Here is a 22,501-nt window from a genome sequence, read left to right on the forward strand (position 1 = left end):
GAATGAATTTGATTGATTTTTATTTATAAACACATTATATTTAAACGGTAGGGAGGTGATTGGATTGCTGACTTCAGAAAGACAGCAATATATCATCGAAAAAATCAACCAAAATGGCTTCATCAAAATACAGGAGCTAGTAAAAGAATTACATACATCAGAATCCACAATTCGCAGAGACTTAAGCCAATTGGAAGACATGTCTATTTTAAAGAGAGTACATGGCGGAGCTGAACTTGTGAAAAAACGCAGCATTGAACCAACGATTCTGGAGAAATCCACTTCCAGAACAAGCGAAAAAAAAGCAATCGCCAAAGAAGCTGTAAGTATGATTGATGATGGTGATTGTATTTATCTTGATGCTGGTACAACAACCCTTGCTATGATTCCCTTCATTCAAAATAAACCCGTTACAGTCGTCACAAATGGGATTATGCAGGCAGCTGCACTTCAGAAAAGCAATATTATTACGTATTTAATTGGTGGCCGCATCAAGAAATCTACAAATGCAATAATTGGCAGTCAGGCTATCAATAATATAAACAACTACCGGTTTGATAAAGTTTTTCTCGGAATAAACGGCATTCATCCAGATTGGGGCTTCAGTACACCTGACCCAGAGGAAGCTATATTAAAAAGATCAGCCATCGATTTATCGAAAGAAGCTTTTATATTAGCCGATTTCAGTAAATTTGATGAAACATCCTTTGCCAGAGTGGCTGAACTGAATCAAGCAACTATAATTACCAGCGGGATGGATTCAGCCAAATTGGCTAAGTATAAGATGAATACAAAAATAAAGGTAGTGAAATCATGATCTATACCGTAACACTAAATCCATCGGTGGATTTCATCGTAGAGGTTGATCATTTTCAACTTGGCGGCTTAAATCGAATGCGCAAAGAAGCTAAATATCCAGGAGGAAAAGGAATAAATGTTTCACGTATCCTCTCCCGAATTGGTTCAAAAACAACCGCACTTGGTTTTAGCGGTGGATTTCCGGGTGGATTCATTCTCGATGCTTTGAGAAAAGAGAACGTACCTGAAGATTTTATCAATGTCGATGAAGATTCCCGAATCAATATAAAGCTAAAAACTGGGCAAGAAACTGAAATTAATGGATTAGGGCCATACATAAGCGCCGAAAAAATGGATGAACTCCGTCAAAAGCTTTCAAAGATGACTAAGGAGGATATTCTCGTTTTGTCAGGCAGCATCCCTCCTTCCATTTCGCCAGATTTGTATCAGCAGTTAACAAGGGAATATGCAGCACAAGGTATACAAGTAGTCGTAGATGCAAGCGGAAAAACCTTACTCGATGTTGTAAAAGAACATCCTTTTCTTGTGAAACCAAATCATCATGAACTTGGGGAACTATTTGATACGAAAATAGAAACAACCAAAGAGGCCATTCAGTACGGTAGCATTCTTGTTGAGCAAGGTGCTAAAAACGTAATTGTTTCTATGGCAGGCGAAGGAGCTTTACTTATTAATCACGATGGAGTTTATACAGCTACGATTCCAAAAGGAGATGTAAAAAACTCTACTGGTGCAGGCGATTCTTTAGTAGCTGGATTTATCGGGAAGTGGGATCAAACGAAGGATATACAAAAAGCATTTCAATATGGAGTTGCCTCTGGAAGTGCAACAGCATTCAACTACGACCTTGCCGAAAAAGAACATATCGAAGCTCTTCTCCCGCAAGTTGAAATTCAAAAACTATAAGGAAGTGAAACCATGAGAATCACAGACCTGTTAAAGAAAGATACTATTATCCTGAATCTTTCATCCAGTAACAAAAAAGAAGTTATTGCTGAACTTGTCAGCAAACTAGATCAAGCAGGCAAACTGAAAGATCGTAAAGGATATCATGAAGCAATCATGAAACGTGAAGAGCAAAGCACAACCGGTATCGGTGAAGGGATTGCAATCCCCCATGCTAAATCGGCAGCTGTTAAAGAAGCGGCCCTATGTTTCGGTCGTTCCATTAACGGAATTGATTATGAATCATTGGATGGGCAGCCTGCTCGCCTGTTCTTTATGATAGCCGCGCCTGACGGAGCAAACGATACTCATCTTGATACATTATCAAAGCTTTCCTCTATGCTAATGTATGATGATTTCCGTCAGGCTATTTTGAAAGCTTCTTCAGAGGATGAAATCCTCTCTATTATTGATGCCAAACAGAATGAGCTTGAAAATGAAGATTCAAAAGATCAACCTGCACCGGATACTGCAGAGGCAAATGAAGAAGGTTATGTATTAGCCGTCACTGCCTGTCCAACTGGAATTGCACATACTTATATGGCAGCTGATGCCTTAAAAGCAAAAGCGAAAGAAATGAATGTAAATATTAAAGTAGAAACAAATGGTTCCACCGGTATCAAAAACCCTCTCACTGCTGAAGACATTCAAAAGGCAAGTGCAATCATTGTTGCTGCAGACAAAAACGTTGAAATGAATCGTTTCAATGGCAAACATGTGATTCAAGTTCCTGTAGCACAAGGAATCCGCAAGCCCGAAGAACTAATTAACCGTGCTTTAAAACAGGATGCCCCAATTTACGAAGCCAAAGGCGGATCCACTAATCAGGATAGCGGGAATCAGGAGAAAAAAGGGATAGGCGCTCAAATATATAAACATCTCATGAGCGGTGTAAGTAATATGCTTCCATTCGTTGTCGGCGGCGGTCTCTTAATTGCCCTTTCCTTCTTATTTGGCGGAATTAACCCAACCGATCCAACGACACCGGGCTACAATGAATTTGCTGCAGCACTCAATACCATTGGCGGCGGAGACAAGGGTGCGTTCTTCTTATTAGTACCTGTACTTGCTGGTTTCATTGCCAGCTCGATTGCAGATCGCCCAGGTTTCATGCCCGGTATGGTCGGCGGCTTATTAGCTGCAACGGCAGGCGCAGGCTTCCTTGGCGGATTAATCGCTGGTTTCCTTGCAGGGTATGTAACTCTTGGTGTGAAAAGAGCTTTCAATTGGCTGCCAACTTCTTTGGAAGGTATCAAACCAGTACTGCTATATCCTTTATTTGGCCTATTAATTACCGGTCTAATTATGATATTCATCATTAATGACCCGGTTGTGGCCATGAATAAAGGGCTGACTAATTGGCTTGAAAACTTAAGCGGTACAAACGCAGTGTTCCTTGGTTTAATCGTCGGCGGTATGATGGCTGTCGATATGGGAGGTCCTATCAATAAGGCTGCTTTCACATTTGGTATAGCAGCAATTGCTGCCGGCAATGGTGTCCCCCATGCTGCTGTTATGGCTGGAGGAATGGTCCCACCGCTTGGTATCGCACTATCCACTACATTCTTTAAACATAAATACACTGACTCGGAACGTAAGTCTGGTCTTACAAACTATGTTATGGGTGCTTCCTTCATCACGGAAGGAGCAATCCCCTTTGCAGCAGCAGATCCAATTCGAGTCATCGTCAGTTCTGTAATAGGCGCTGCCACGGCTGGAGCCTTATCTGCAGCATTTGGCTGTTCGACTCCAGCTCCACACGGTGGTATCTTCGTTGTTGGATTAATAGATAATCCTTTTATGTACCTTTTAGCCATACTAATTGGTTCACTAGTAACAGCTGTTCTTTTAGGCTTTTGGAAAAAGAATGCAACTATTAAGGATGTTGCGTAAGCAAAAAGAAAGAATGACCTTGTTTCTGGTCATTCTTTTTTATATGCACAAAATCCGCATATAACTTACTGTTAAAGCTAATATCTAATTTCTTTGGATAACTGCTGAGCTTAATTCTTTGTTTTTTCTAACTCGTTTATATATAACTGCCTAATGGTTCACTATAATATAATTTACATCGATTATACACTTCCCTAAATTTGTACGTCTGCAACCAGAATATTCACTCACCCCCTACCCAGGTATTAAATTCCTCCTATTGTTAATTATTCTAAAAAAATAAAAAATAGTAAGTTTTATTTCTAAATTTTATTAATCTCATATTCTTACAACAGCGAAAATTAATACTTATAACTTTAATCTAAAATTTTACTATGCTAATATAATAACGATATTGTATTTTTATCAAATAGCTAGTAAAGGAGTTGATTCAAATGAAGCATATAAAAGTTGTGACCCTCACTGCAGCTGCAATCATGTCGACTGCTTTTGCTCAAGAAGCCTCTGCAGCATCGACATATACAGTTAAAAAGGGGGATACACTTTCTTTTATTGCCTCAAAATTCAAAACAACGGTTTCGAATTTAAAGAAGTTGAATGATTTGACAGGTGACATTATTTATCCAAACCAAGTCATCACAGTATCTAGCAGTACATCATCATCCGGTATTACCGAACGTTCTATCAGTTCTAAAACTTACACCATTAAATCAGGAGATACTTTATCAGCAATAGCTGCTAAGCACTCTACGACTGTAAGTAAACTAAAGAGCTGGAATGATTTAAAGAATGATCTCATTTACCCTGGTCAAATTATTAAAGTGGCCGAAGGTGCTTCCGGATCCTCATCAAGCACCAATCATTCTTCTTCCGGAAGTACATCAGTGTCTACCAATCAGACATATACGGTAAAGTCAGGAGACACATTAAGTAAAATCGCCCGTAAATATTCAACTACGGTCAGTCAGCTTATGAGCTGGAACAACCTATCGAGTACAGTTATTTATCCGAATCAAACGTTAAAGGTGACTAAGTCTTCAACTACTACTGGATCTAGCAGCTCAAGTTCTACAAGTTCTTCCAGCAGTAGTTCATCCGCTACTACTTATACGGTGAAATCTGGCGATACGTTAAGTAAAATTGCCAACAAGCATTCAATTACGGTCAGTCAACTTAAGAGCTGGAATAACCTATCCAGTACAATTATTTACCCTAACCAAGTGTTAAAGGTGTCTAAGCCTTCTACTACTACAGGGTCAAGCAGCTCTTCAAGCTCTTCCGGCAGTACTGCTACTTCAACGACCTATACAGTTAAGTCGGGGGATACGCTAAGTAAGATTGCTAAAACCTATTCCTTGACCGTTTCACAAATCAAATCGATGAATGGGTTAAAATCTGATGTGATTTATGTGGGGCAAAAGCTGAAAATTTCAAAGGCAGCAAGTGATTTGCCTTCTGTTTCCGAACCTTCAAGCGGGTCTTCTTCCGCTCAGGAAACAATAGGAAACTTAGCTTTTACATCTAATCTGATTTCCATCAGTAAAAGCTTGATCGGCACAAAATATGTGTGGGGAGGAACAACACCATCTGGGTTCGATTGCAGCGGTTTTCTTTATTATGTCTTTAATAAAGCGGGACATTCTATGCCAAGATACACGGCTGAAGGTTTCTTTAATCGTTCCTATTATGTAAGTTCTCCTCAGCCTGGAGATCTCATTTTCTTTTCCGGTACATATAAGAAAGGAATCTCCCATTTAGGCATCTATCTAGGAAATAATGAATTTATTCATGCTGATAACAGCGGAGTACGTATTACTAGTACAAACAACAGCTATTATAAAAAACATTTTGATAGTTATAAGCGATTATACGCTAATTAAGATTCAGCGAGCGGGTTCTATTACCCGCTCGCTGTTTTTTCACCAATAGACTCACCTTCCCTCTAATGATAAATTAATAATAGATCTGTACTACAAATAGTAATTCTAATAGAAAGGTTGTTAAGGATGAGTCATATATATAATGAAAGAGAAATAATAGAACCAGTTCATTTATGCGATGAAAAAGGTAATTTAATACCTGATAGCATAGGCTGGTCGAGAAAGCCTCTTATCAGCGGAAATGTCACTGGACGCTTTCTTCGTAAAAAGAAATGGAACTATTGGTGTATAACAAATAAAGATGTTCTTTTTTCGGCTACAATCAGCCATTTAGATTTCGCAATGGTTTGCTTTGTTTATTATCTCGATTTAAACACCAAGACATTTTTTGAGAAAACAGCCTTATTTCCTTTTAAAAGTAATAAAGCGCTCCCTAATGATGTATTGGCGAGTACTAAACTCACCTCCAAACAAATGGACATCGCTATATTATGGGAAAATAATCGTTTTCAGCTGAACGTAGAGATTCCTAATTTTAACGAAAAACCGTTGCTGGCAAACTTTGAAATTAGCTATCCTGAAACGGATTCGTTGAGTGTTGTCATACCCTGGAGTGATCAAACATTTCAATTAACAACGAAAATGCACTGTCTTCCTACTAAAGGGACGCTGACTATTGGGTCTAAAACCTATCAATTTACTCCTGATGAAAGCTATGCCAGCTTAGATTACGGACGAGGTATCTGGCCAAGAAACTGTACCTGGAATTGGGGAATGGCATCTGGTAAACAAGGAAATGATGTAATTGGTCTAAATTTTGGCGGACAATGGACTGATGGGACAGGCTTTAATGAAAATGCCGTATTAGTTAATGGACGGCTGACAAAAATCAGTGAAGATATGAAATTTCACTATAATAAACATGATTTCATGCAGCCATGGAAGATTGACTCTTTGGCGACTGATTGTGTAAGGCTCACCTTTACACCTCTATATGAACGGATCGCCAAGACTGATGCTATTATAGTGAAATCAGAAGTACATCAAATGGTAGGCTATTATAACGGAGAAATACGCTTACCGGACAGCACTATCCTGACAATCAAGCAAATGCTTGGCTGTATTGAAGACCATATAGCAAAATGGTAGATTGATGTTCACTTATTCAAATATAGATATACGGAGTTGCCTAAAAAAAAGTTAGTTTTCTTCATGTTTTTTCACAATCCATATCGTTTGCGTTCCTAACTGGCGATTGAGTTGACAAATGTAAGTTGCAACATTACAATTTACTTGTTACTTACTAAAAATAAGCAAAGCATATAATAATAACTTTATTTATGGAACTGTGGGGGATTTACTTTGTCAAATGTACATAAAGATTTATCAACGATTATTAAGGAACGTCATTCGATCAGACAGTATGATGCTTCTTTTAAAATTTCCGAAGAAGAATTAAAAAGCATCCTTGAGGAAGCTACTTTAGCTCCATCTTCTAGCAATATGCAGGCTTGGAGCTTCATCGTAGTTAAAGATGAGGATAGAAAGAAAGATCTTGCCTTATATGGTAACAATGCAAAGGTGGCTGAAAATGCATCTGCTGTTATTGCTGTCCTTGGGGATACTGAAATGTATAAAAAAGCAGATCAAATCTACGATATGATGTTTGAAGCAGGCTATGTTGACGAAGAAAATAGACAAAGGCTCGTGAATGATGTTAAACGGGTCTATCCGGGTGCACCTTTAGAAACAAGAGCTAATATGGCAAGCTTTGATGCCGGTCTTGTTTCCATGCAATTAATGCTGATAGCGAAAAATCGTGGGCTGGATACCATTACGATGGGCGGCTTCGATAAAACTGCTTTTGCTAAAAATTTCAATGTGGACGAAAGATATATTCCATTAGTATTAATCGCAATTGGTAAAGCAGAGGGAGATCATTACTTTAAAACCGTACGCTTACCTGTAGAAGATATTACTACATTTATCTAATCGAGATGATATAAGGATAGAGCTGTCACACTAGTTGGCAGCTCTATTCTTCATTTTTTCAGACCAATATAAAGTAAATGTGATGATGTACCGAGCAGAGATGGTTCCTTTGCATACTCAATCAACAGGTCTACTATTTTTCCCATTTCGCCTTCACCCTTCTCTCTCCAATAATTCCACTGATGATTTGTAACCATAGAACCTATATTAGATCCTATTAAAGCTACTTTTTCAAATCCACTTGATTTCATAAATGGATCTATATCTTCTACACGATAATAGTATGCACCCGTAAATCTCCCACTATCTGCATGATTAAAACAGCCGGTTTCGGTAAACTGTCGAATGGCATCCACCGTGTTGTTTGGCCGCCAATGTTCAGGACAGATGAGTGAATTTAACATGTGCTTTACTCTTGGCATAAATGCTATGAAAACAAGGCCGTTTTTCTTGGTTACACGATATAATTCTTTTACCGCCATCAATCGATCCTCTTCCTGCTGCAAATGGTATAGTGGCCCTAGCATTAATGAAGCATCGAATTGTTCATCTTCTATTGCAGACAGGTCTCTTGCATCTATGTTATAAAACCCATCAAATTGGGCAAACAGTCCCAATTCCCGCGCTTTATCTTCAGCAATATCAACCAAGCTCGGTGTCAAATCCGACAGGGTAACGCGATACCCCTCTTCAGCCAGCTTAAGCGAATATTTCCCTGGGCCTGCTCCATTGTCCAAAACAGTACCTGATGGAGTTAAATATTTTTTAATATAATGCCAATTCACCTGAAACTCAATTGGTTCCCTGTCTAATCTTCCCCACTCATCAAATTCACTATAGTAATCAACAATCTCATTCATACCGATCCCCCTTTAAACTATAAAACGATTTGACTACTTATGTTCAAGAAAGAGAGCTTAAAACCCTCCTAATTGTTAAAAATATTATTCGTGAAGCAGGAAAACAACCATTCCCTCTATGCTTGTGATTTATGATAAAGAACTAAAATAGATTAGAAAATTAAAATCCTTCAAAGAGGAATTAGTGCCATAGAAGCTCAAATTAACAATCAATGATTTGACTCCAAGTCTACTGAATGAACCTACTACTAGTAGAGAATAAACCTATATTACAGAAGATTTCTTTTCTGTCCTTCCATAAAAAAAGCCGCTCAAATTGACTCCAATTGAGCGGCAAAAACATTAACTTTTTGAAATGAATCCTTATCTATTTTCCTTTTAATTCATCCATACTCTCATCACGGATATTAATTGCTCCAGGTTAATTGGTTTACTGATATAGTCTGATGCACCAGCCGCTAAGCATTTTTCACGATCGCCCTTCATTCCTTTTGCTGTTAAGGCAATAATCGGTAGTGATGCAAACTCTGAATTCTGACGGATACGTTTCATCGTCTCATATCCGTTCAATTCAGGCATCATAATATCCATCAGGATCATATCAATCTGGCAATCCTTTTTTAGAATCTCCAAGCATTCGATTCCATTATGAGCTACTAAGACTTCCATTTTCTTTTTTTCAAGAATTGCTTTTAGTGAGTATATGTTACGCTGATCATCATCTGTAATAAGCACTCTTTTTCCATGGAGTATGTCCAATTGGATATCATTTGGTTCTTTAGCCGCAGCCACTTCTGCTATCATCTGATGATATTGATCCCCTTGATTTACATTAATATTTTCCTGATTCTGTAGATACGGTATATAAAGAGTAAACGTACTACCTTTCCCTACTTCACTTTCAACAAATATATGACCGTTAAGCAAATAGGATAATTTTTTGCAGATTGATAAACCTAAGCCTGTTCCACCATATTTTTGTACAGTAGATCCGTCTCCCTGTTGAAAGGCCTCAAAAATGGTTTGTTGCTTATCTTTATGGATTCCTATACCTGTATCCATGACAACAATTTTTATCCACTCGTCAGATTGAGTGGTATTATGGTTATCTTTTTCATCACATGTATGGATTATTTTTTCCACCTTCACAGACACTTTTCCTCGTTCTGTGAACTTAATAGCATTTGATAGTAAGTTTTTTACGATCTGCTGAATTTTTTGTACATCTGTATAGAAATAGGAAGGTAGATTCTCATCTATTTCAATGGTGAAACCAAGTTGTTTTCTTTCGGCTTGTGGCGAAAATATATTTAAGGTTTCAACCAACTCACTGATGTTCATTTTGCTATATGTGATTTCAGACTTTCCAGCTTCTATTTTTGAAAGGTCAAGTATATCGTTAATTAAAGATGTTAAACTGTCTGCAGCCGAATAAATATATTCAATATACTCTTTTTCCTCTGCTGAAAAACAATCACTATCTATGTCTATTAACATCTCTGCAAGAATTAAAATACTATTTAAAGGAGTACGAAGTTCATGGCTAATATTCGCCAGAAATTCGGATTTATAATTTGAGCTTAGCTGCAATTGTTCATTTTTAATTCTTAATTCTTCCTGGGACTGTTCAAGTTCCTTCGTTTTTTGTATAGCTTCTTGCTCACGTTCTTCCAGAAGTTCATTAATCGTCATTAATTCTTCTGACTGTGAATGAAGCTCTTCAGTCTGAACCTGCAATTCTTCAGTCATTGCTTTTGACTCATTTAGCAAACATTCAATTTCCATTCTATTTAGAACACTGTGTATAGCCAAACCGAGAGATTCATTCACCTGCTGAATGGCTTGGTATTGTATATCTGAAAAGCCTGTTATACTTGCAAATTCAAGAACCCCAATCGTGATGTTTTCATAAATAATCGGGACAACCAAAAACGCTTTAGGTTTTGTCTCAAACAAGCTTGTTGAAAGTAATTGGTAATCTTCCGGGATATCTTCTAACAGGACTATTTGTTGATCAATAGCAGCCTGCCCAATAATCCCCTCACCAACTTTAAATTGATCTTTTCCACCGTCACCATAGGATGCTGCACGATAAAAACATGTTTCATCAGCTTGACCCCTCAAATAGAGCGCCCCAATCGAAGCACCTACTAATGGTGCAAGCTTCCCTTGAAGACGTTTTGCAAATTCATTTATATCAAAGGCACTTTGTGTTAAGCTTGTTATTTCATTAATTTTTGATAGTACCCAGTTCTGTATCTTGATATCTTTCAAATACGCTTTCTCATTTTTATTGTAGATTTCTAAAGACACGGACATATTATTAAAAGCTTCAGCAATCAGACCTATTTCATCATCCGTTTTTACTTCAAGCCTGTGGAGGGTCGATGGATCATTTAAATCAATTTCTTTCAATACAGTTGTTATTTGTTTTAAGTCCTTTGTTGTTGAACGAATAACCCAGTATCCAATTAACCCAATTAACCCGCAGGAAGTTATTGTTAACAAGAAAACAACCTGACACAAATGATTGTACTTTTCACTTGCCCGTTTAAATGCGCCCTCCATCATCTCCTCTTGATAGCTAATAAACTCTTCTATTGACTCTGTTAGCTTAGAACTTGATTCCTCTATTTTCTTCCAATTTTTACTAACGTACTCATTGTCTTGTATTAGTTCCATTATGATTATTCGTTCGTTTTCTTTGTATATACGATATAGGGATGCGCAATCCATTAATATTTCCCTAGCTTCCTCATTTAGTGTCATACCATGGATTTTTGCAAAATGTTCTTCAATCTTGACATGATTTTCAGCAAGTTTATCTTGTATAGTAGCTGATGTTACTCCTGATAGATCATTCGCAATACTCCCAACCAACATTTTTGATGAACTGACGTTCTTTTCTATCTCATAAGTATAATTCACTTTTTTATATCGATTTTCTACAATTTCTAATAAGTCCTCACGGGAGCTATTTAAATTCTGGATGGTCATTACCGAAAAGAGTACGATTACCACCATAATCAGGATTATAGAAATTTGGAATCTCCTTCCAAATCCTAATTTACTGCTAATCATCATCCTCATCCTCTACGCTTAGTATTCAACCTAACTATTTTAATATCCTAAGTTTTCTATTTATACCGGTATTATTAGCCAGTTCATACAAAATACTGTATGACTGATTGAACAACAATCAACAAGCTATATATAAGAAAATAGTAATCAAAAAAAGTGAGCAACTTCTCTGTATTCCAATATTACAGCTTTTATTTTGAAAAGAAATACAGTTTTTTTGGCGACGTTTCGAATTTGTATAATGAGATAAAATGGAGGTTTTTACTTTGCGAAGCGTTGATAAAAAAGAAATCGTTAAAGTATGGTTTCGGGATGTATTTACGGACGGGAATACAGATATTTTAAAAGATATTGCATCAGCGGATATGGTTACTCATTCTCAGGGAAATGACGAGGGCTATGTCGGTATCGAGCACTTTAAAAATTGGCTATCCTGGTATTACACCTCTTTTTTGAGCGCGAATGGACCGTTCATGACACGATTGAAGAAGGGGATAAAATCGTTGCATGCTATAGCGGATATAGCATTTATAAAGGCGGATTACTGGATATTCCTTCTGAAAATCAACAGGTTAAAGAAACGGGTATCATCATATTTCGAATCGAGAATGGTAAAATTGCCGAACAATGGTGTGAAATGAGTGATTTACAGCTTATTCAGCAGTTAAGAGTTAAATTTGCTACAAACTAAATTATGTAGAGCTATTCTTTTAAGAATTTCCACTGAATGGCTCTTTTAATCCATTTTTTTCGATTTGTTCCATATAAAAACACATGATTTTAACCGCATCCACTGTAATATAGTAATATTTTAGTAGTAGAATTTAATAATCAATTAGATGAATTAACACTTCAGATTCTTTTTTGTAAAAAATATTGATGATGTCCTTCTGGATGATTTTCAATCACTCCAAATACGGAAAATCCGTTTTTCTTATAGAAATCTGGTGCTTGAAAGCTGAATGTATCCAACATCAGAAGTGTACATCCTTTTTCTATTGCATAGTGTTCAACTCTTGCCAGAAGCTCTTTCCCTACCCCTTTTTGTCGCAATTGATCGTCAATCCACAGGAAATCAATCTGCATTCTTCCCCAGCTGTAATGAGCTGCGATTCCGCCCTGTATATGATTGTGGTCGTCCTTTACCACATAGGTGACTTTCCCATACGGTGTATCATTATACTCCGGCAGTTTTCGTCGATTAAAATCAATTAAATGTTCTCGGATAAACGCTTGATCTCCTTCGGTGCCGAGCTCTATTTTAATCACTCAAACAACCTCTCCTTCTTAATCAACGAGTTCTTTATACATTAGTATATCATCCACATACTGACCATTCAGAAAAAATTCTCCCTTTAATACACCTTGCTTAATATAGCCATTCCTCTTATAGAAAGAAATAGCCGGTGTATTTGTGGACAATACCCTTAAAGAAATTTTTCGGATCCCACGCTTCTTCCCCTCTTCATCCAGAAACTGCAATAATTTACTGCCTATACTCTTGCCCTGAAAGTCAGGATGGACACCAATCGCCATTTCCCATACATGACAATTGCTCTCCAACGGAGTAGGATATTTAACAGACATATAGCCCGCAACTCTCCCGTTCTCAATTGCGACAAACATGCTTCCCGGCGGAAAATGCTGAGCATAATCGGCTACTGATTCCCAAACGATCGGCATCGGTGTATTTGTATAATTCCAAATCAAATTTTCAAGTTCTATTAATTGTTCGTAGTCCTCAATTCTTGATGAACGTATGACCATTTAATATCTAATCCCCTTTTCAACCATCTATCCTATAGTTTACTCTTTACATGCTTGAATGATCTATCAAAGTCAAAAAGCATTGCCACCCTCTAAAGAATGACAATGCCACACAAAAGGAATTTCTCCCTTTATTTCGTTAATTCAAGGAATTCATTTACATCAGCAATTGCAAGATCCACACCAGCCTGCCAGAAATCTGGTTTCGTTAGGTCTACACCTAAATGTTTCATCGCAAGCTCCTCTGTTGTCATAGCAGCTGTATCCTGCAATAATGCAATATATTTCTTTTCAAATGACTTACCTTCTTTTAAAGATAAGTGATAAATCCCTAAGCTAAACAAATATCCAAACGTGTACGGGAAATTATAAAATGGCACTTCTGCAATATAGAAATGCAATTTACTTGCCCAGAAGGTTGGATGATATTCACTCAGAGAATTTTGATATGCCTCTTTTTGTGCAGATGCCATCATTTCGTTCAAGCGCTCAACGGAAACCAATCCATTTTTGCGTTCTGTATAATAATTTTTTTCAAAAATAAAACGGGCATGAATGTTCATGAACATAGCAATTGCATTTAGTATTTTGTTATCGAGCAATGTGATTTTTTCTGCATCCGATACAGCAGCACGGACACTGGCATCAGAGCAAATTTGTTCAGCAAATGTAGATGCTGTTTCAGCGACATTCATCGCGTAATCTGTATTAAAGAATGGCTTATCATTTAATACATGGCTGTGGAAAGCATGACCTAGTTCATGAGCAAGCGTTGCTACACCGCTTGGTGAGCCTGAATAGGTCATAAAGATACGTGATTCATTTGTTTCAGGAAAGCTAGTACAGAATCCTCCAGGACGCTTGCCAGTACGGTCCTCTGCTTCAATCCACGCCTTTTCAAATGCTTCCTGGGCAAATTTAGGCAATTCATCACCGAATTTCGCAAAATTATCGATGATAAACTTTGCTCCCTCATCAAATGTGTAATGCATCGGTTCCGTTGTTACGATCGGTGCATCAACATCTACCCAGCTCAATTTCTCTTTACCTAAAAGCTTTGCCTTACGTTTAAGAAACTCTACAAAAGGCTGCTTATTTTTTGCAATGACATCCCACATTACATCCAATGTTTCTTTCTTCATTCGGTTATACTGCAATGGCTCTTTCATAAAATCTTCAACACCATGCATTTTATAATTAGCCAAACGGAAGCCGCCTAAATGATTAATCGTGTCAGCAAACAAAGGGGCTTTTTCTCCCCAGGCTTTTTCCCATTTCTTGAAAATTTCCGCTCGGACTTCTGGATTAGGATCGTCGTGCATCTTATTAAAAGCTTGGCCAGCTGATAAATGAACAGTCTCGCCATCTTCATTTGTATAAGGAATCTCAATCATTTTTACAAGTGAATCGTAATGGGTACTCCACCCGACATATCCATCTACGCGCAATGCATTAATGAGTGCTTCTTCAGCTTCCGATAATTGTTCCTTACCATGTTCCCTTTGCTCATTAATATAGAAAGCTATTTCACTAATTTCTGGTTGTTCGATGATTTCTTGCCAGACAGCATCATTTATTTGGACAAGTTTAATTGTAAATCCTGTAAAAACTGTTTCGAATTCACTTATTAATGTGTATACTTCTCCATTTAATTGATCCGCCTTTGTATCATGGACATTTTGGGCAGTAGCACATTCAAGAAATGCCGATACCTGATAGATTGCTTTTTGCAGTACCTCTGTTTGTTTTAATATAGAAACAATCTCTTTGGTACCGCTAACGTCTGAAGGAGCCTGCCAAGCTTTTACTTCCCCTTTGTATGTATTTAACAGCTCTTTGATTTCAGCTAATTTTGATAGTAATTCAGGTGACTCAGAGCCATTTGGAAATATGTTATCCAAATTCCATGTTAGAGAGTAATTCATTCAAAAACCTCCTGTCTTTTCACAATTTTCAGTATACAACTTTTATTACCAGTTGGATATATATTTTCCTCAATAATAGTACTGTCTCCCATATGCTATCTACTCATCCTCTTGAACCTCTTGATTGGTTACCCTTTTTAATATATAAAGTAAAACTTTTTATCTATCCAATATTATTCCGTATAATGAGAGTTAATACAGCACGAAGAAAATAAGGAGACAGGTTATGGGATATTTTCAATCAGAGGAGACTTATCAATTATTAAATGCAGTAGGAGAAAATATTTTTATTTGTGATGATCAATTAACCATCATATTTATCAACCGTTACGCTGACAAATTAATTCAATGTCTAAGTCCTTTTACCGGTTTATCAAGTAAGGAAGAATATATCGGGAGAAACATAGCAGAATTTGATCAAGGGGGGAACTGCAAGAGGACAATACTCGAAAACGATTCCTTCCCCAATACCAGCAGAATTATATTTTTCAATAAATACACAGCTAAGATTGCAATAAATCCCTTTACATTCAACAATGGTTTAACAGGTTATATGCTCACTTGGAAGGATGTAACCGATTATGAAGAAGAAATACATAAAGGGCATTCGATGATGGAAGAAATGTATGCTCCTATCATCAAAACAATTCTGGATGATGTACTTTTAATGCCCATTACTGGATTTTTGTCGGAAGATCGTCTTCATAAGATCAAAGAGAAGGCTTTATATGAAAGCTCTGATAAACAGGCTTCCTATATGGTGATTGATTTTACTAGCGTAACTTCACTGGATGACGAATATATTGTGGCAGAGCTGGAGGTCATCTCTCAATCCCTTGCTTTATTGGGTACAGAAGCTATATATACAGGCCTGTCCACTACTCTTGTCCGCCAAATCGTAAACCAGGGAACAAAAATAAAGAATGAAACATTTGCTACGTTTAATCAGGCTATGAATCATATCTGCAAAATAAAAGGCTACAAGTTGGTAAAATATTAATCTTGATCTTCCTCTTCAGCTTGATTTATTAAAATCAAGCTGTTCTTTTTGTCAACTGATTTGCAAACGAATGACAATTCGTTTGCGCAGCTTTTGTGACAATATTGTTTCATAAATTTGAATTAATTATAGTAATTTTAGTTTAGTTATAGATATTTGCAAATTATAGGACTATTATATCTAATATAAACAAGGTCATTGTAAATTTAACTAATTATTAATATATACATAGGGATAACCTACTAAACAATTTAAACTATTTAAGCCAACTCTTCATTCACGCAAAAATAATTAGTTACTTTTATAATAGAGGTGACAGCACTTTATAAATGGTTTTTTTTCGTCTGTTTTGTGAATGAATGAACAATGCATAAGAATTGAAAGGTGTGAACAGTTAAATGGAAGTATTGGATCTCGCTAGGTTTCAGTATGCAGCAACTACAATCTATCACTTCTTCTTTGTACCACTATCCATTGGATTGGTATTTTTAGTTGCTATTATGGAGACATTGTATTTTTTTAAGAAAAAAGAAATTTATTTGGACATGGCAAAGTTTTGGGGAAATATCTTTCTCATCTCTTTTGCTGTCGGAGTAGTTACAGGAATTATCCAAGAATTCCAGTTTGGAATGAACTGGTCAGAATACTCCCGCTTTGTCGGAGATGTATTTGGTGTTCCATTGGCTATTGAAGCCTTACTGGCTTTCTTTTTAGAATCCACATTCATTGGTGTATGGATGTTTGGGCGTGACCGATTGCCAAGATGGGTTCATTTACTATCTATATGGCTTGTATCAATCGGTACCATTTTTTCTGCCTTGTTTATTCTCGCTGCGAACTCTTTTATGCAGGAACCAGTTGGGATTGCGATTGAGAATGGCAAAGCTGTATTAAATGATTTCGGGGCATTTATCACAAATCCTCAGCTGCTTGTTGAATTTCCACATACGGTCTTTGGGGCTTTTGCAACCGGAGCCTTCGTAGTAGCTGGGATCAGTGCATTTAAAATATTGAAAAAGCAAAACTTAGATGTATTTAAGAAATCATTTACGATCGCTATGATTGTGGCGATGATCTCAGGACTTGGAATCGCATTTACTGGTCACTGGCAGGCACAGCATTTAATGTCCTCACAGCCTATGAAAATGGCAGCCAGTGAAAGTTTATGGGAAGATAGCGGTGACCCGGCAAGCTGGTCGCTAATTGCTAATATTGATGAAGAAACCCGTGAAAACAAGTGGTCTGTTGAAATCCCTTATGCTTTAAGTATCTTAGCCTATAATAGCTTTGAGGGATCTGTAGAAGGAATGAATACACTCCAGGAGAAATACACAGAGCTTTATGGTGAAGGCGATTATATCCCGCCGGTAGGAGCTGTTTATTGGAGCTTCCGCATTATGGTTTTTGCTGGAGTTATTATTATGGGGTTAGCAACCTTAGGACTATTATTTATCAAGAAAAATAACCTAATAAATCAATCACTCTATTTAAAAGCAATGGTTGGAGCAATAGCCCTTCCTTTTATCGCCAATACAGCTGGCTGGATTATGACTGAAATTGGCCGGCAGCCTTGGACAGTCTTTGGATTATATACGACTGCACAGTCCGTATCCCCTAATGTTACTGCAGGACAGCTGTTAACATCGATTATTGTATTTTTGGGGGCCTATACTGTTCTTGCTGTCGTATTAATCACTCTTATTGTGAAACAAATTAAAAAAGGACCATACCAAACCACTGATACAAAACCAGATGTAGATTTATTTGACAAGGAGGCCTTTGGAGCATGAGTCTAAATGAGTTATGGTTTATCCTTGTAGCTGTTTTATTTATTGGTTTCTTTATTCTTGAAGGCTTTGACTTTGGCGTGGGAATGTCCACTCGTTTTCTCGCGCGTAATCAAAAAGAGCGGGATCAGTTGGTTTCTACCATCGGGCCTTTCTGGGATGCAAACGAAGTATGGTTGATTACTGCAGGCGGTGCTATTTTTGCGGCATTCCCTGAATGGTACGCAACCATGTTCAGTGGGTACTATCTACCATTTGTTTTATTCCTGCTGGCCTTAATTGTACGAGGAGTTGCTTTTGAATTCAGACATAAAGTCCATGAAAAGTGGATTAGTTTCTGGGATTGGATGATATTTGTCGGCAGTATAATACCTGCTTTTGTATTGGGTGTTCTTTTTACTAGCCTTGTACGTGGAATGCCAATTGATGCATCCAAAAATATGTATGCTAGCTTTGGAGATTACTTTGACCCCTACTCCATTGTTGGCGGAATCGCGATGATTGTGTTATGCCTTGTGCATGGTTTAACATTCATCGGCATTCGGACAGAGGGGCAGATTCGTGATCGTGCACGTTCTTTAGTATCAAAAATATATTTAATTCTATTAGCAGGTCTTATAGTTTTCGCCGTACTAACCTATACAATGACAGACTTATTTGAAGTACGGCCGCTCGCTACACCATTATTCCTGCTCGGTGCAGTTGTAACAACCGTATTAGGTTATGTATTCTCAGCAAAGAAAAGGGAAGCTTTAGCCTTCACTATGACGGCTTCAACTATGCTATTTACTGTTACGATGTTATTTGTTGGTCTGTTCCCAAGAGTAATGGTCAGTTCAATTAGTTCCGAATATAACTTAACTATATTGAATGCTTCCAGTGGACCATATACCCTTAAGGTGATGACCATCGTAGCATTAATATTACTTCCCTTCGTTCTTGGCTATCAAATATGGAGCTACTATGTATTCAGAAAGCGTATTTCTGATAAGGAACCGGTGAGTCATTAATGATAAACAAAGAGATTTTAACTATAAAAGGAATAAAGAGCACCATGACATTCCTATTCGTGATTTCTTTATTACAGGGGATTGCCATTATTATTCAGGCCATCTACCTTGCTGAAGGGATTACAAACTTATTTAATGGGGAAAAGCTGTCTGAACAGCTTATCCCCTTCCTTTTATTCGTATTAGCTTTTTTGGTACGCCACCTTTTGACTTTTATTCGTGATAAATGGATGGATCGCTTTGCCTCCGAATCAGGGACAGCGATGCGAAAAGAATTATTGAAGAAATTATTTGAATTGGGTCCTCGATTCACCCAATCCGAAGGGACAGGAAGCTTAGTAACAATGGCTTTAGAAGGTGTTTCCCAGGTTGAAACGTATTTAAAGCTTTTCTTGCCCAAGATGATGAGTATGTTCCTGATTCCTCTGTTAATTGTAGGGTTTATGCTGACGCTTGATTTGACTTCTGCGGGAATTGTAATCATTGTACTCCCTATTCTTTTATTCTTTATGGCTATGCTTGGGATTGCAGCAAAGCGTAAGGCTGATAAACAATATGAATCCTATCAAGTCCTTTCCAACCATTTTGTTGATTCCTTACGTGGCTTGGAAACTTTACGACTTCTGGGCTTAAGTAAAAAGTACGATCGAAATATCAAAAACGTAAGTGAACGTTACCGAAAAGCAACGATGGGGACACTACGAATTGCATTCCTTTCAACATTCGCGCTCGATTTCTTCACCTCCCTTTCAGTCGCTATTGTCGCCTTATTCCTGGGTGTTCGGCTTATGGAAGGTGCAATTTTATTAGGACCGGCACTTACGGTATTAATCCTTGCTCCTGAATACTTTTTACCGATTCGGGACTTCGGAACAGATTACCACGCTACTTTAGACGGAAAAAACAGTATGTCTGCTATTCAACGGATTATTAATTGGCCGCTTGATCTAAAACAAAAACAAAATACAACATTCTCTACTTGGTCAAATCAGGATTCCTTAACCATTAGCAACTTGACAGTCCAACACATGGAATCCAATCAATCCGCTCTGAATGATCTATCATTTTCATGGAAGGGATACGGAAAAATCGGTATTATTGGCGCAAGCGGTGCCGGAAAATCTACCTTAATTGATGTACTGGGCGGATTTTTAAACCCTACATCCTGCACAGTTACTATTAACAATCATTCCTATTCCTCTTTTAAAGAAATGAGCTGGCAGGATCAATTGCTATATATTCCACAGCATCCTTATCTATTTAATGATACTGTGCGAAACAATATTACATTTTACACTCCAAACGCCAGTGAAGAGGAAATTCAGTTGGCTATTGATCGAGCAGGATTAAAAGAAGTTGTTGATTCCCTACCAAATGGATTGGATGAACAGATTGGAGAAAGCGGTCGTATGCTGAGTGGCGGTCAGGAACAACGAGTTGCTTTAGCACGGGCATTCCTTGATAAAAATAGAAAAATTCTCTTGTTTGATGAGCCAACTGCTCACCTTGATATAGAGACGGAATATGAATTAAAGCAAAATATCGTTCCTTTATTTGACGATCATCTTGTATTCTTTGCGACTCATCGACTTCATTGGATGACAGACATGGACCAAATTATTGTTTTAGATCAAGGGCGTATCGTTGAAATCGGAAGTCATGAGGAGCTATTAAAAAAAGAAGGCCATTATTATCAATTAATTAAAGAACACTTAGGGGGAAATGAGGTGCACCATGGCTAAGAAAAAAGACTATATCTCCATTCTCAATAACTCGTGGGTTGGTCCTTATTTATCCCAAAATAAGTGGCTCTTAACTATCGTAATTGTACTTGGTGTTGGCACGTTCTTTAGCGCAGGTGCTTTAATGTTTACATCTGGCTATTTAATATCCAAATCTGCCACTTTACCAGAAAACATCCTCCTTGTGTATGTACCGATTGTCTTGGTAAGGCTGTTTGGAGTATCAAGGCCAGCCTTTCGTTATGCTGAACGCTTAAGCAGCCATAGCCTTGTTTTAAAAATACTATCGAGTATGCGGGTCCGTTTATATAGGGCACTTGAACCAGATGCTTTAGATTTCAAATCCCGATATAAAACCGGCGATTTGCTTGGTGTGATGGCTGATGATATTGAGCATCTTCAAGATTTATATATTAAGACAATCTTTCCATCTATCATAAGCATCGGTTTATATATGTTAATTGTCTTGGCATTAGGATTCTTTTCTATTCCTTTTGCGCTTCTAATGTTTCTATTGTTATTCGTCCTGATTATTTTGTTTCCTCTCGTATCACTATTAGTGACGCGTGCAAGACATGCACAAATGAAAAATGCAAGAAACGGACTATATCAATCTCTGACAGATGCTGTTATGGGAATTGGTGATTGGATGATTAGTGGCAGACAGTCCGATTTTATCGAATGTTATGAAAAAGATGAAAAAAAGGTTGATGTACTTGAAGCAAAGATCAATCTATTTCAACGAAAACGTAATTTTCTCTTTCAAGCTGTCATATTGGTTATTATTGTGGCACTTGCCTGCTGGATTACCTTACAGGTAGAAGCCGAACAATTCTCTCCTATTTGGATTGCAGCTTTTATTCTAGTAGTGTTCCCATTAGTCGATGCTTTCGCCCCATTATCCGATGCTGTTAGCCAGGTCTCCAGTTATAAAAGTTCATTGGAGCGAATGAATGGCTTACAGGAAGAAAAAGAATTAATAGGATTAACAAACAATGAAAACACGAGCGAATTTAATGATTTGAAGGCACAAACTGCATTGCCTATCACCTTTAATCAGATTAGTTTTTCTTATTCTTCTACTGACGAGAAGGTATTGAATAATTTAAACTTTACCATTCAGCCTGGCGAAAAAATTGCGATGCTGGGTAAAAGCGGAGCGGGGAAAAGTACAATCGTAAAGCTTTTATTAGGTGCATATAAACCTAATCAAGGAAAAATCAGTATAGGAAATAAAGATATTTCTCTTTTAGATTCTCAAATTACAAGCTTCATTTCTGTACTCCATCAGAAACCACATTTATTTGATACAACCGTTATGAATAATATACGGCTGGGCAATCCAAATGCTTGCGATGAAGAGGTATATGAAGCTGCTAAATTAGTTAGGATGCATGATTATATTGAATCTCTTCCAAATGGGTATCAAACGCGTATGCATGAATTGGGAGGGCGTTTTTCAGGCGGAGAACGTCAGCGTATTGCGCTTGCGAGAATACTTTTACAAAAAAATCCGATTGTTATTCTAGATGAACCAACTGTCGGTCTTGATTCGCAAACCGAACGCAGCCTCCTTGAAACCATATTTAAGACGTTAAATGGTAAAACAATGATCTGGATTACCCATCACTTAATGGGTGTGGAAAAAATGGATAGAGTTCTGTTTCTTCAAGACGGGGAAATCAGTATGAACGGTTCTCATGAAGAACTTCTTCAAATGATGCCCCATTATACAAAACTATATAAATTGGATATGCCACAGCTAAATAATTAAAAACAAAAGCGCTTGAGACATATACC

The 22,501-nt window shown here is 37.5% G+C and carries 17 protein-coding genes; 12 read left to right on the forward strand and 5 right to left on the reverse strand.

The genetic code is table 11. From position 1 onward, the window contains the following. The first annotated feature begins 64 nt into the window (after window positions 1–64). From FHY45_RS15580 to FHY45_RS15605, 6 genes are all read left to right on the forward strand, one after another. Complete coding sequence (locus FHY45_RS15580; RefSeq protein ID WP_139892426.1) at window positions 65–817, forward strand: DeoR/GlpR family DNA-binding transcription regulator; 753 nt, start codon at window positions 65–67, stop codon at window positions 815–817. Continuing rightward, window positions 814–1,725, forward strand: a complete 912-nt coding sequence (gene pfkB / locus FHY45_RS15585; RefSeq protein ID WP_139892427.1) for a 1-phosphofructokinase — start codon at window positions 814–816, stop codon at window positions 1,723–1,725. Before FHY45_RS15580 ends, pfkB begins: the two co-directional genes overlap by 4 nt. 12 nt (window positions 1,726–1,737) lie before the next feature. Next, window positions 1,738–3,657, forward strand: coding sequence for a PTS fructose transporter subunit IIABC (locus FHY45_RS15590; protein ID WP_139892428.1), 1,920 nt, complete (start codon window positions 1,738–1,740; stop codon window positions 3,655–3,657). A 434-nt stretch (window positions 3,658–4,091) separates the two neighbouring features. Then, on the forward strand, window positions 4,092–5,537 hold the full coding sequence (locus FHY45_RS15595) for a peptidoglycan endopeptidase (protein ID WP_139892429.1): 1,446 nt from the start codon (window positions 4,092–4,094) through the stop codon (window positions 5,535–5,537). A gap of 126 nt (window positions 5,538–5,663) precedes the next feature. Continuing rightward, complete coding sequence (locus FHY45_RS15600) at window positions 5,664–6,686, forward strand: DUF2804 domain-containing protein (protein WP_066104707.1); 1,023 nt, start codon at window positions 5,664–5,666, stop codon at window positions 6,684–6,686. Between the two features lie 213 nt (window positions 6,687–6,899). Further along, window positions 6,900–7,529, forward strand: a complete 630-nt coding sequence (locus tag FHY45_RS15605; protein WP_066104710.1) for a nitroreductase family protein — start codon at window positions 6,900–6,902, stop codon at window positions 7,527–7,529. 50 nt (window positions 7,530–7,579) lie between these two features. Here the strand turns inward: FHY45_RS15605 and FHY45_RS15610 are convergent, their stop codons facing one another. Both FHY45_RS15610 and FHY45_RS15615 read right to left on the reverse strand, forming a co-directional pair. Further along, window positions 7,580–8,389: a class I SAM-dependent methyltransferase gene (locus tag FHY45_RS15610; protein WP_066104713.1), complete on the reverse strand. Its 810-nt coding sequence runs from the start codon at window positions 8,387–8,389 to the stop codon at window positions 7,580–7,582. Between the two features lie 378 nt (window positions 8,390–8,767). Continuing rightward, window positions 8,768–11,470, reverse strand: coding sequence for an ATP-binding protein (locus tag FHY45_RS15615; protein ID WP_180349998.1), 2,703 nt, complete (start codon window positions 11,468–11,470; stop codon window positions 8,768–8,770). A gap of 424 nt (window positions 11,471–11,894) precedes the next feature. Between FHY45_RS15615 and FHY45_RS21270 the strand changes: the two genes are divergently transcribed. Further along, on the forward strand, window positions 11,895–12,161 hold the full coding sequence (locus tag FHY45_RS21270; RefSeq protein ID WP_077248057.1) for an ester cyclase: 267 nt from the start codon (window positions 11,895–11,897) through the stop codon (window positions 12,159–12,161). A 161-nt stretch (window positions 12,162–12,322) separates the two neighbouring features. Here FHY45_RS21270 and FHY45_RS15625 read toward each other — a convergent pair whose 3' ends face one another. The 3 genes from FHY45_RS15625 to FHY45_RS15635 all read right to left on the reverse strand — a co-directional run bounded on the left by FHY45_RS15625 (window position 12,323) and on the right by FHY45_RS15635 (window position 15,162). After that, window positions 12,323–12,739: a GNAT family N-acetyltransferase gene (locus FHY45_RS15625; protein ID WP_139892431.1), complete on the reverse strand. Its 417-nt coding sequence runs from the start codon at window positions 12,737–12,739 to the stop codon at window positions 12,323–12,325. A gap of 18 nt (window positions 12,740–12,757) precedes the next feature. Next, a complete protein-coding gene (locus tag FHY45_RS15630) occupies window positions 12,758–13,237 on the reverse strand; it encodes a GNAT family N-acetyltransferase (protein WP_139892432.1) in 480 nt (159 codons plus the stop codon). Window positions 13,238–13,368: 131 nt separating this feature from the next. After that, window positions 13,369–15,162 carry a M3 family oligoendopeptidase gene (locus FHY45_RS15635; protein ID WP_139892433.1) on the reverse strand — a complete coding sequence of 598 codons (1,794 nt, stop codon included), beginning with the start codon at window positions 15,160–15,162 and terminating at the stop codon, window positions 13,369–13,371. Between the two features lie 226 nt (window positions 15,163–15,388). Between FHY45_RS15635 and FHY45_RS15640 the strand changes: the two genes are divergently transcribed. The 5 genes from FHY45_RS15640 (at window position 15,389) to cydC (ending at window position 22,475) form a co-directional block, all read left to right on the forward strand. Then, window positions 15,389–16,162 carry a hypothetical protein gene (locus FHY45_RS15640; protein WP_139892434.1) on the forward strand — a complete coding sequence of 258 codons (774 nt, stop codon included), beginning with the start codon at window positions 15,389–15,391 and terminating at the stop codon, window positions 16,160–16,162. 398 nt (window positions 16,163–16,560) lie between these two features. Beyond that, window positions 16,561–17,952, forward strand: a complete 1,392-nt coding sequence (locus FHY45_RS15645) for a cytochrome ubiquinol oxidase subunit I (RefSeq protein WP_139892435.1) — start codon at window positions 16,561–16,563, stop codon at window positions 17,950–17,952. Then, window positions 17,949–18,959 carry a cytochrome d ubiquinol oxidase subunit II gene (cydB, locus tag FHY45_RS15650; protein WP_066104733.1) on the forward strand — a complete coding sequence of 337 codons (1,011 nt, stop codon included), beginning with the start codon at window positions 17,949–17,951 and terminating at the stop codon, window positions 18,957–18,959. Before FHY45_RS15645 ends, cydB begins: the two co-directional genes overlap by 4 nt. 2 nt (window positions 18,960–18,961) lie before the next feature. Next, window positions 18,962–20,701, forward strand: coding sequence for a thiol reductant ABC exporter subunit CydD (gene cydD / locus FHY45_RS15655; protein WP_218975791.1), 1,740 nt, complete (start codon window positions 18,962–18,964; stop codon window positions 20,699–20,701). After that, a complete protein-coding gene (cydC, locus tag FHY45_RS15660; protein ID WP_139892437.1) occupies window positions 20,694–22,475 on the forward strand; it encodes a thiol reductant ABC exporter subunit CydC in 1,782 nt (593 codons plus the stop codon). The genes cydD and cydC overlap by 8 nt, the downstream gene beginning before the upstream one ends. Window positions 22,476–22,501 lie beyond the last annotated feature (26 nt).

The organism is Bacillus sp. D386 (assembly GCF_006346415.1).

Bases quoted from the DNA above. Each gene is read 5' to 3' on its own strand.
- FHY45_RS15595 (WP_139892429.1), top strand. From the start codon at position 4,092: ATGAAGCATATAAAAGTTGTGACCCTCACTGCAGCTGCAATCATGTCG.
- FHY45_RS15610 (WP_066104713.1), bottom strand. From the start codon at position 8,389: ATGAATGAGATTGTTGATTACTATAGTGAATTTGATGAGTGGGGAAGA.
- FHY45_RS15600 (WP_066104707.1), top strand. From the start codon at position 5,664: ATGAGTCATATATATAATGAAAGAGAAATAATAGAACCAGTTCATTTA.
- cydB (WP_066104733.1), top strand. From the start codon at position 17,949: ATGAGTCTAAATGAGTTATGGTTTATCCTTGTAGCTGTTTTATTTATT.
- FHY45_RS15640 (WP_139892434.1), top strand. From the start codon at position 15,389: ATGGGATATTTTCAATCAGAGGAGACTTATCAATTATTAAATGCAGTA.
- cydC (WP_139892437.1), top strand. From the start codon at position 20,694: ATGGCTAAGAAAAAAGACTATATCTCCATTCTCAATAACTCGTGGGTT.
- pfkB (WP_139892427.1), top strand. From the start codon at position 814: ATGATCTATACCGTAACACTAAATCCATCGGTGGATTTCATCGTAGAG.
- FHY45_RS15630 (WP_139892432.1), bottom strand. From the start codon at position 13,237: ATGGTCATACGTTCATCAAGAATTGAGGACTACGAACAATTAATAGAA.
- FHY45_RS15615 (WP_180349998.1), bottom strand. From the start codon at position 11,470: ATGATTAGCAGTAAATTAGGATTTGGAAGGAGATTCCAAATTTCTATA.
- FHY45_RS15590 (WP_139892428.1), top strand. From the start codon at position 1,738: ATGAGAATCACAGACCTGTTAAAGAAAGATACTATTATCCTGAATCTT.
- FHY45_RS15635 (WP_139892433.1), bottom strand. From the start codon at position 15,162: ATGAATTACTCTCTAACATGGAATTTGGATAACATATTTCCAAATGGC.
- FHY45_RS15645 (WP_139892435.1), top strand. From the start codon at position 16,561: ATGGAAGTATTGGATCTCGCTAGGTTTCAGTATGCAGCAACTACAATC.